Source organism: Membranihabitans marinus (genome assembly GCF_021729155.1).
GTDB lineage: Bacteria > Bacteroidota > Bacteroidia > Chitinophagales > Saprospiraceae > Membranihabitans > Membranihabitans marinus.
Map to the genome: position 1 here is coordinate 46,264 of NZ_JAJQYA010000034.1, position 10,584 is coordinate 56,847.

Sequence of the window (10,584 nt, forward strand, 5' to 3'; positions counted from 1 at the left end):
TCAAGCCGATTTCCAAATCACAGTCGTCCTTGATGTAAATGAATACAACTATGATAAGATCATTGTCTATAATATTATTTATGTTGATTGGCCTTCTCGCATTCAGTCAAGATCCTGGACTTAAAAAAGATATCGATGCGATAATTAATCAATATACGTCGAAAGAAAACACCGTGATGAAATTTGAGATTACCATGAGGTATTCCGAATCAGAGGTACAGGAATATTCCGGGGCATTTTATCAATCCAATGGCGAGTATGGAGTTTATTTCGATGACTATCAGATCTATTCTAATGGCAAGGCTCAGTGGACGATCTTTAAGGAAAACAAAGAAGTGCAGATAACCACTGTCGATCCCGAAGGTGCGGAATTATCTAGTCCCGCCGGAATATTGAAATATTTAGATGAAAATTCTTTTAAGTATTTTGATAAATCTGCCTTGGCGACCAATAATGCTTCGCTGTTTATCATAGAAATGATACCTCTAGACAAAAACAGTGATTATTTTAAGATAAGGATATCTCAAGATACTAGGTCTAAGCAGATTAAATATATCGAGGTTTTTTCAAGGGATGGAAGTCGATTTCAAATGAATATTACCGAAACATCATTTCCCGATAAAATAGACGAAAAAATGTATAAATGGAATGTAAATGATTTTAAAGATTATTACATTGAGGACTTAAGAATTGATTAATTCAATATAAGCCCTAGAACGATACAACTTATGAGATGGAAATCACTCTTTATTAAGCCATTCGCTAAATTGGTGTCTAAGTCCATTGATAAAATGGCAGAAAATGCACTAGCAGACCAAGAAAAAATTAGAAAGGAAATTGTGGAGACGGCCAGACAAACGGCTTTTGGCCAAGACCATAATTTCGATTCGATCCACAACTATGACGATTTCAAGAAAAACATTCCTGTCCGGGATTACGAAGGGCTGAAGAATTATTTTGACCGAGTCAAAGACGGTGAGGGAAATGTCCTATGGCCAGAAAAACCCATTTATTTGGCCAAAACTTCGGGGACTACCTCTGGAGCTAAATATATACCCATCACTCGTGATTCTCTACCCAATCACTTTAATACGGCCAGAAATGCATTGTTTCACTATTTGATCAAGACCAAACAATCGTCTTTTTTAGATGGCAAAATGATCTTTTTGTCCGGATCGCCTTTGTTGGAAGAATCCAATGGGATATTGCATGGAAGACTATCTGGTATCGTCAATCACGAAGTGCCCAATTGGTTGAAAAAAGATCAAGTACCGACCTGGGAAACCAATTGTATTGAAGATTGGGAGACCAAGGTAGACGCCATAGTGGAGGAGACCAAGGATTTGGATTTAAGATTGATTTCTGGAATACCGCCTTGGGTGCAGATGTATTACGAACGATTGTTGAAGGCTACCGGGAAAAAGTCGGTGATGGAGGTTTTTCCCAATTATTCTGTCTTTGTATATGGGGGGGTGAATTTTGAACCCTATAGGCATAAATTGGAATCACTCGTGGGCAAGACCCTTCCCAGTGTGGAGACATACCCCGCATCTGAAGGTTTTATCGCCTTTCAAGATCGATTCCCTCACGAAGGACTACTACTCAATACCCACTCAGGTATTTTCTTTGAATTTATTCCGGCAAGTGAATTTTTCGATGAAAATCCAAGTCGACTGTCTCTGGCCGATGTGGTCATGAATGTCAACTACGTGATTATTCTCAATAGCAATGCCGGACTCTGGGGCTATAATATTGGGGATACGGTGATGTTTACCTCGCTTAATCCATATAGAGTCGTGGTTAGTGGCAGGATAAAGCATTTTATTTCTGCATTTGGCGAACACGTTATTGGCAAGGAAGTAGAAGAAGCTATGAGGCTGACTTGTGAGGTCCATCCTGCCCAAATAGTGGAATTTACTGTAGCGCCTCAAGTCAATCCAGCTTCGGGATTACCCTACCACGAATGGTTTATTGAATTTGGTGAAATGCCGGACGATTTACAGGGTTTTGTCAGTAAATTGGATGAAGAAATGGTGGAGCAAAATGTATATTATCGCGATTTAATCGAAGGTCAGATTCTAAGACATCTTGTAGTCACCGTTCTCCAACCTAATGCCTTTAGAAATTATATGAAGTCGCAGGGGCGATTGGGGGGGCAAAATAAGGTTCCTCGATTGGCCAATGACAGAAAAATCGCCGATGCTTTGGCTGCATTTTCATCTTCTTCTACGTTATAATGAGGAGTCAAGCCAGTGGTTTGCTATTAATGAGACTTTTTAACCGTTTTCTAATTGGTTATCAATATTGATCAGAATTTTTTTTATCTTTGCGCCTTATGATGAAATTCCTTAAAAAATCAGGTTTTAAAACCTTTATTATACTTGGGCTCACAATATCCATCTTTTCCTGTAAGTCTGAATTTGAGCAAATTCGGACCAGCGGTGATTCGGAGATGATATATGAGAAAGCTTTAGAATACTATGAAAAAGAAGATTATTCTAAGGCCAACACATTGATGGAGCTGATATTGAGTACTTACCGAGGTTCGGCCCAAGGGGAGGAGCTATACTTTAAGTATGCTTATTCGAGCTATTATCAAGGTTTATACATTACATCTGCGAATTTATTTGAGACCTTTAGCAGTACTTTCCCATCATCGACATTGAGAGAAGAGGCTGATTTTATGATGGCCTATTCCTATTATTTGTTGTCACCCAGTTATCGATTGGATCAAGACTATAGCAACAAATCCATCGATGCTTTTCAGTTATTTGTCAATACTTTCCCATCGAGTGATAGAGTGGAACAAGCCAATAAGTTGATCGATGATTTGCGTAAAAAATTGGAAGAGAAAAGATTTGCCGAGGCTAAACTATACCAAGATTTATTAAAATATGAAGCGGCTATTCAGGTTTTTGAAAACCTATTAAAAGATTTTCCAGAGACCAAAAATGCTGAAGAAATAAGATATATGATCGTCGATGCTTCATATCAATTGGCGGTAAATAGTGTATATGAAAAACAAAAAGAACGATATCTGAAAACTAATACTTATGCAGATGCGTTTCTTAAAAGATATCCCAACAGCGACCATCAGAAAAAGGTAATTCAGTATAGGGATTTTTCTATTCAAAAAATAAATGAATTGTAAATTATGAGTGATATCCGATCAAGAGTTCAAACCATAGAACCAAGTGCTCAACCTCAGAATGTTAGACAAATGGTGGCCAAAACGGGAAATATTTACGAATCCCTGGTTATCATTTCTAAGCGTGCTGATCAATTGACCAAAAGCATTAAGCACGAGCTTAAAGAAAAGTTGGAAGAATTTGCAACGACTACTGATACTATCGAAGAAGTTCAAGAAAATAAAGAACAGATAGAGATTTCAAAATACTACGAAAAGTTGCCTAATGCAGCTATTATAGCCACTCATGAATTTTTGGCCAACGAAATCGTTATCAAAGAAGTGGGTGCCGAAGTGAAAACTGAGGAAGATTAGTCAATTCTTTTGCTTACAGCATTGATGTCGTAGTGATTCTGGTCTTTTAATCAAAGAGATCTGATGCCGTAAATTAATGCTCGAATTTTTGTATTAGACGATAGACATGAAGAATGAAGTGCTCCACGGGAAAAAAATATTATTGGGTATTACCGGGAGTATTGCCGCTTACAAATCGTTGTTGATTGTACGTGAATTGGTCAAAGCCGGAGCAGAGGTCAAAGTTGTAGTGACTGGATCAGCTCTTGACTTTGTGACTACATTGTCGATTTCTACGCTTTCCAATAATGAAGTTTTTCACAGCTTACAAGATGGATCTACTTGGCATAATCATGTAGAATTGGGATTGTGGGCTGATCTGTATATTGTAGCGCCCTGCACTGCTAATACCATAGCCAAAATGGCTCATGGAATATGCGACAACATGGTGTTGGCATCATATCTATCGGCGCGCTGTCCAGTAATTATTGCGCCAGCTATGGATCTCGATATGTGGGCTCATCCCAGCACTCAGCGCAATATCAATCAATTAAAATCCGATGGAGTTCAGGTTGTGCAAGTAGGTCATGGATTGTTGGCCAGTGGATTGGTGGGTGATGGACGCATGGCAGAACCCGAAGATATTGTTTCCGAAATACTACCCATTTTATACAGTCGTCCCAAATCGCTAAATGGGAAAAAAATAATTATCACTGCTGGCCCCACTTATGAGTCTTTAGATCCAGTCCGCTATATAGGCAACTGGAGTTCGGGCAAGATGGGGATAGCTATCGCTGAAGCATGTTATTTATCTGGTGCCGATGTTCATTTGGTATTGGGCCCAACTGCACTTCGTCCTCAATGGGACGGCATCCATGTACATTCCATTAAGTCTGCGGCTGACATGTATGACAAGGCCATAGGGCTTTGGTCCCAATGTGATGTGGGTATACTCGCTGCTGCCGTAGCTGACTATACACCGACGACCATAGCAGACCAAAAAATAAAGAAACAATCTGGAGACTGGTCACTACCTCTTATGCGAACCAAGGATATCGCTGCCGAGCTGGGTAAACAAAAACGCGAGGATCAATTCCTAGTCGGTTTTGCCCTAGAAACTCAAAATGAAGAAGTAAATGCCAAAGCAAAATTGGAGAAGAAAAACTTTGATTTTATTGTATTAAATTCGCTTAATGACACAGGAGCTGGATTTGGTCATGACACCAATAAGGTGAAATTTTTGACAGCGAATGGTGAAATAAAGAATTTTGCCCTTCAAACTAAAAATAAAGTAGCCTTTGAAATTGTTAATGAATTGGACAAAATATTAAAATAGTATGATTAGGTTATTTCCCCTTACTTTATTTTTTGTAGTGCTGATGCATGGGCTTTTGGCTCAGGAGTTTAAAATGTCAGTAAAGATCAATACCCCTAATCTAGAGAATGTCGATAAGGCGGTCTTTACTTCATTGGAAACCAAATTGTACGAATTTGTAAATAATACGGCTTGGACCGATGTCGAATACAAAGATTTTGAAAAAATTAAGGGCAATATAAGTTTGACCATTACCAAGGAAGAAGGTCCTACTAGCTTTCGAGCAGAAATGGATATTATTGCCAGCCGTCCAGTATTTGGGACGAGTTATGAAAGTGTACTCTTCAATTTTAGAGACCGTCAGATAGGTTTTTCATATGACCAATCTTCTGCGCTGAGATATAGTGAGAATACCTATACGGATAACCTTTCCGCAATTATCGCTTTTTATATGCATTTTATATTGGGATTGGATGGTGATAGTTTTTCCTTATACGGAGGAGATGATCATTTCAAAATGGCGAGGAATATTGTGCAGCGATTGCCGTCATCATTACAAAACGATGGACAATCGGGATGGAGTGCCACGGGAAATTCAAGAAATAGAGCACAGTTGATCGAAGAAGTTTTCGATCCAAGTTTGAGACCCATTCGCAAGGCAAGCTATAATTATCACCGGTTGGCTTTAGACGAAATGCACGATGATGCCGAGGCGGGAAAACAGGTAATGTTGGCTTCGCTTCACGAAATGGAAGAGGTTCATAGTACAAATCCCAATTCAATGATGATCAATGTGTTTTTTCTAGCCAAAGCTTCAGAGCTCAATGAAATATTTGCGATAAGTGCGCGGGCCGAAAAAATAGAGGTATTCAATATGATTAGGAATATGGATGCTGCCAATTCTCAGAAATACGATAAGTTGATTCGCTAATGAAACAAATTGCTATTTTCGCCAGTGGATCAGGCAGTAATGCTGAGAAAATTTTACAATATTTTGAATTTTCTACCGATATAAAAGTTGCATTGATTGTGACCAATAATGCCAATGCCGGTGTGTTGGAACACGGAAAAAATTGGAAGGTAGATGTTGAAGTTATTGGAAATTCCGAATGGAAGTATAGCCAAAAGGTCTTGCCTATCTTGGAAGATTACGGTATCGACTTTATCGTTTTGGCCGGGTTTTTAAGGAAAATACCCAATTATTTGCTTCAGGCCTATCCCGATAAAATAGTAAATATTCATCCCGCTTTGTTGCCGGCCTATGGAGGCAAGGGAATGTATGGGATGCATGTACACAAGGCTGTACACAAAGCTGGAGAAAAGGTAACTGGAATTACCATTCACATGGTCAATGAAGTTTACGATGCTGGAGAAATGGTCTTTCAAGCCCAATGCGAAATATTGGCCGATGAAAGTCCTCAGGATATTCAGAAAAAAGTTTTGACCTTGGAGCATCGATATTTTCCCGTCGTTGTAGAATACTTGGTGAAGGGGGAGCAAGTCGAAATCAATTTTGACTAGTGAATACTGATTCTCATTCCTCTTGCAGGTAATACCCATTGCATTGGGTATAATTCGTATAAGATGTAATTATATATCTGGATTCAATAATAGTTCTAATTCGGTATAAGTAAGTCCAAATTTGGAACTTAGGTATTTATTGGTAATACTTCCTTTGTACATATAGACTCCATGAGCCAATCCTTCGAAGTGTAGTATAAATTGACCTACATTACTGGCCATATTGGCATCGGAAAATATAGAACTCACAATATTGCTTATGGCGATAGAAGCCGATTTTGGATATTTGGCTGAGATATTGGGTACACAATAGTGAATCACGCCGTGTTTGACAAAAGTCGGTTCCTTATGATTGGTTTCTTCTGAGGTTTCGATGCATCCACCTTGGTCGATGCTGATGTCGATAATCACGGAACCATTTTTCATTCTCATAACCATTTCTTCCGAAACAATCATTTGGGTTCTTCCATTGACGGAATGCATAGCTCCAATCACAACGTCGGCCGAAAGAAGGGCTTTTTGCAGTGCTTCATAGTTCAGCGCCGAAGTGTTCAATCGCTGACCAATGATATTTTGAAGCCTCATGAGTTTGGAGATATTATTGTCGAATACACTGATTTGAAGACCTAGGCCCAGTGATGCTCTAATGGCGTATTCTGCCACGACTCCACCACCTAGAATGACTACATTGGGAGGACATACTCCAGAGATGCCTCCGAGTAATAGACCGGGTCCATCATCGGACTGGGATAGCAATTGCCCCGCTTGGAGAATGGCTGCCGTACCCGCCAACTCACTGAGGATACGCACAATGGGGAAGGTGCCGTTTTTGTCTTTTAAATACTCCATAGCCAAACCAATAATTTTTTTCTTTTTCATGGTTTCTATGAGCTCATACGACCTGGTGGCAACATGGAGAGGGGAAATAAAGATTTGTTCTTGAGTCATTAACTCCATTTCCTCCATTGTGGGAGGGCTACATTGTAAGATGATGTCGGCTTGGTATATTTCTTTGCGCGATTGGGTGATTTCCGCGCCGGCGTTGATATAGTCTTTATCCGAATATCCGGCTTTTATTCCGGCTTTGGATTCTACGATTACTCGATACCCTTGTTCGGTTAGGGTACACACTGCGGAGGGTATAAGACCTATCCTATTTTCGTCTTGTGCTCCAAAGGGTAAACCAATACTCCATGTCTTGGATCGATTTCTCACATCCAATTTTTCTTCCTGTGTTTTCCATTTAGATTTTATAGAAAAAGTCATAGTTATTGGAGGGTGTTTAATACCAACTTACGAGTGGTTGCTGTGGTTTTAATAAATTCGAGAAGAATAGCGGATTCGGGGTAAAAGTCTTTTCCCAATTCCGGCCATTCGATTAAGCAAAAATTGTTGGAATCAAGGTATTCTTCGAAACCGATTTCATCTAATTCTTCCGCACTGTTTAGCCGATAAAGGTCGAAGTGGTAGAATCGACCTTGGGGATAAGAGTATTCATTGACGATGCTAAAGGTGGGACTGGTCGCTGTTTCTGCTTGTATAAAATCATTAAAATAACGGACAAAGGTAGTCTTGCCGCTTCCCATTTCGCCCTGTAATAGCACGATTTTTGCGGAATTGATATAGGGCATTAATGCCGGTAATATATTTGTTATTTCACTTTCGTGATCCAGGTCCCATTCCATAATTTAATTGCTTCCTTTATTTTGTGAACACAAAATAAACAATATTAGTTTTCTAAATCCAGAATGACAAAAATAATACCAGTTGTGGGTATAAAATCTATTAAGTAGATGTCAGTGGCAAAAAAGAATATGGTTCTTTGGATTTGTCACACTTTTTGTCCGGTGCAATAGTAGGAGGATAAAAGTGTGAATGCCTTCAAATTCTCCTGCGGATCTGAGGTTTGACTGTATTTTTTGAATAGTCTTTTTTAAATCCACAGCAGCCTTTGTATATCAAATAGGATAAATTATTCTTCAACCAGTTCCTTGAGTTCTTGATTCATATTGTTAAAAACTACTAATTCCTTAAATATCTGTTTGCGGAACAGCGCTGCGAGAACTCCTTTAAGTTTCCATTCTTGAATAAACCGTGTATGTTCATCGTCTATTTCTTCTATGGTAAATAGGTGAGTGGCAGTAAAAAACCATTTGCCGACTATTGTTTGAGTTGCAGAGAAGGACTGCAAAATTTCTTTGTCCATTGCCTTTGCTTTAAATTGTGATTTCTTGCCATTGGGTTGAATAATAGTTACTTGAAAATTCCTTCCAAGGAGGAGGCTATCATTATTGTCCATGGTTAGAACCGAATTCCACGACGGGTAATTTTTAAAGTCTGTTATTGCATTCCACACTTTGTGTTTTGGAGCATCGATGGTGATATCAATTTTATAATCTTTCATATTTTGTGCATTTGCATTTACAGTTAATATAATTGTCAGTAGGGCTAATTGTATTTTCATAATTAATACTCTATAAATTGATGTATTTCTTTTTTAACTTCTGTTATATAGGTGTCAGTTTGATTTTTGTAGCGAATCATTTCGTGATAGCCTATTAAATATTTATAGAATATCGATGATTTTGTAAAGGCTTCTTGTTCCAAAAATCCAATTTCCATTAATATATGCTTGACGTAGTCAATTCTTTCATCATCTATTTGATCTATTAATGTTTGGATTTTTTGGTCCTTGAGCGCATATCTTTTTAGATAAAAAATGAAGTCTAAATTGGTTTCTTTCTTAAATGCTATTTTGATTAATTCATCAAATTTTTCCCTGCCTGATGATTTACTTTCTACAGTTGTAATTATTCTGTTTGTATCTATTGAAACCCAATAAGAAATTACCTCGTTTATAAAATCTTTTTTCGTTTTAAAGTGCCAGTAAAAACTTGATTTATTTACGTTTAGTTTTATGGCCATTTTCTCAACTACTATTCCGTTGATTCCATTTTCAGAAAATAATCTATACCCTAGGCTGATCCAGTTTTCTTTCTTTGCTATTATTTTTGGCATTTTATAGACGTTGTCGTTTAATAAAATCAAATGTATGTGTTCTTTTTTAATAAACGGTATCGTTTATTAAAAATTTATAATTAAATATTTTGAAGGATGTTAATTCTTGTGTTGGCCAAGTAGGCAGAGTTATGACTGAATGCAGTTGCACGAAGTGCAACCCGATGGACTAAATCTAACTGAGTAGGGTCCACAGGACCATTGGTAGTCAATCTACCAATGACGAAGGCACCAAAGCCACTGGCTTTGGGTGGGTAAGCCGGATGAGAGAAGTCATGCCCACTGCGGCATGACTAATATTTGTGAAAACTGCCGGTGTGGTTTTGATATTAAAAGATAAGAATATGAATCAGGAATTCACCCGATGCTATTATGACGTCCTTTCAGGACTTCTTTTCAAGATGACAATTAATTCATAGGGTTTCACCCTACGCTGACATATTTCGTCCTTTCAGGACTCCTTTTTGTTTGTTTGGCGTGACTGCCCTATAATTCATCAGGTTCTCAGCCACTGGCTCCAGCTAGGCATCAATAAGATTTATACAGATTTCCACTGTGCTGCGACGAGACTGCATTAAAATATATGACAGGAGACGCAAGGCCAACCCACCCACGACTGGGAGGTCCACCCACCCGAAACACGGTGGTTTCGGTTCCTTCATCCGATGGATATTTAATCCATCAGGTTGTCCAACAGGACAACTTCATTCAGTCATCATCATCCAATCGACGTTAAGTCGATTGGGTACTTTGTACTGCATTCGGTCATGCCTCTACAAAATGGCGTGACTGCCCCGTAATTTGTTAGGGTTTAACCACTGGCTTTGGGCAAACCAATCTAATACGAATTACATTTATAATTAACGGAAATCTTTCGATTTATTTGAAGTTTTACATCGTTTAAAATACTCGCCGTAGCTACGGCTATGCTGGCACCCCCTCCCGAAACGCGGAGGTTTTGGCTCCTTCATCATTGACCGATCTACGGTCAATGGCACTTTCCTCTCCCACCCAATGCGCGGTGACATTGGTGCCCTCATCAAATACCCATTAAGGGTATTTGGTCACTATGTGACTTCATTCAGTTATATTCAGTCATAGCCTCGTCTAACTCCAAATATTTTCGAAATCTTTTCCGTCATCATAAAATGTAAATCGTATAATATAACAATAGAAAAGTCCTGAAAGGACGTAGTCTAATAGCATAGGGTGAAACCCTATGAAAAGGATGCCTTCCTAGAAAAAAGTC

11 protein-coding genes are annotated in these 10,584 nt (G+C 38.7%); 7 read left to right on the top strand and 4 right to left on the bottom strand.

Translation table 11 applies throughout. From position 1 onward, the window contains the following. The first annotated feature begins 50 nt into the window (after positions 1–50). The 7 genes from LVD51_RS16720 (at position 51) to purN (ending at position 6,317) form a co-directional block, all read left to right on the top strand. The gene (locus tag LVD51_RS16720) at positions 51–698 is read left to right on the top strand and encodes a LolA family protein (RefSeq protein WP_236972509.1); all 648 of its coding nucleotides are present in this window, start codon (positions 51–53) and stop codon (positions 696–698) included. A gap of 30 nt (positions 699–728) precedes the next feature. Beyond that, positions 729–2,237 carry a GH3 auxin-responsive promoter family protein gene (locus LVD51_RS16725; protein WP_236972510.1) on the top strand — a complete coding sequence of 503 codons (1,509 nt, stop codon included), beginning with the start codon at positions 729–731 and terminating at the stop codon, positions 2,235–2,237. 98 nt (positions 2,238–2,335) lie between these two features. Continuing rightward, positions 2,336–3,151 carry an outer membrane protein assembly factor BamD gene (locus tag LVD51_RS16730; protein ID WP_236972511.1) on the top strand — a complete coding sequence of 272 codons (816 nt, stop codon included), beginning with the start codon at positions 2,336–2,338 and terminating at the stop codon, positions 3,149–3,151. 3 nt (positions 3,152–3,154) lie between these two features. Further along, positions 3,155–3,502: a DNA-directed RNA polymerase subunit omega gene (locus LVD51_RS16735; protein ID WP_236972512.1), complete on the top strand. Its 348-nt coding sequence runs from the start codon at positions 3,155–3,157 to the stop codon at positions 3,500–3,502. A gap of 118 nt (positions 3,503–3,620) precedes the next feature. Continuing rightward, on the top strand, positions 3,621–4,817 hold the full coding sequence (coaBC, locus tag LVD51_RS16740; protein WP_394803188.1) for a bifunctional phosphopantothenoylcysteine decarboxylase/phosphopantothenate--cysteine ligase CoaBC: 1,197 nt from the start codon (positions 3,621–3,623) through the stop codon (positions 4,815–4,817). A 1-nt stretch (position 4,818) separates the two neighbouring features. Further along, positions 4,819–5,727, top strand: coding sequence for a type IX secretion system protein PorD (gene porD, locus LVD51_RS16745; protein ID WP_236972514.1), 909 nt, complete (start codon positions 4,819–4,821; stop codon positions 5,725–5,727). Continuing rightward, on the top strand, positions 5,727–6,317 hold the full coding sequence (gene purN / locus LVD51_RS16750; RefSeq protein WP_236972515.1) for a phosphoribosylglycinamide formyltransferase: 591 nt from the start codon (positions 5,727–5,729) through the stop codon (positions 6,315–6,317). Before porD ends, purN begins: the two co-directional genes overlap by 1 nt. A 69-nt stretch (positions 6,318–6,386) precedes the next feature. Here the strand turns inward: purN and LVD51_RS16755 are convergent, their stop codons facing one another. The 4 genes from LVD51_RS16755 to LVD51_RS16770 all read right to left on the bottom strand — a co-directional run bounded on the left by LVD51_RS16755 (position 6,387) and on the right by LVD51_RS16770 (position 9,335). Further along, positions 6,387–7,583, bottom strand: coding sequence for an alanine dehydrogenase (locus LVD51_RS16755; protein WP_236972516.1), 1,197 nt, complete (start codon positions 7,581–7,583; stop codon positions 6,387–6,389). A gap of 2 nt (positions 7,584–7,585) precedes the next feature. Further along, positions 7,586–8,002, bottom strand: coding sequence for a tRNA (adenosine(37)-N6)-threonylcarbamoyltransferase complex ATPase subunit type 1 TsaE (gene tsaE / locus LVD51_RS16760; RefSeq protein WP_236972517.1), 417 nt, complete (start codon positions 8,000–8,002; stop codon positions 7,586–7,588). A 287-nt stretch (positions 8,003–8,289) separates the two neighbouring features. Continuing rightward, entirely contained in the window at positions 8,290–8,721 is a 432-nt protein-coding gene (locus tag LVD51_RS16765; RefSeq protein ID WP_236972518.1) for an SRPBCC domain-containing protein, read from the bottom strand. A 62-nt stretch (positions 8,722–8,783) separates the two neighbouring features. Then, a complete protein-coding gene (locus LVD51_RS16770) occupies positions 8,784–9,335 on the bottom strand; it encodes a TetR/AcrR family transcriptional regulator (protein ID WP_236972519.1) in 552 nt (183 codons plus the stop codon). Positions 9,336–10,584: the final 1,249 nt, after the last annotated feature.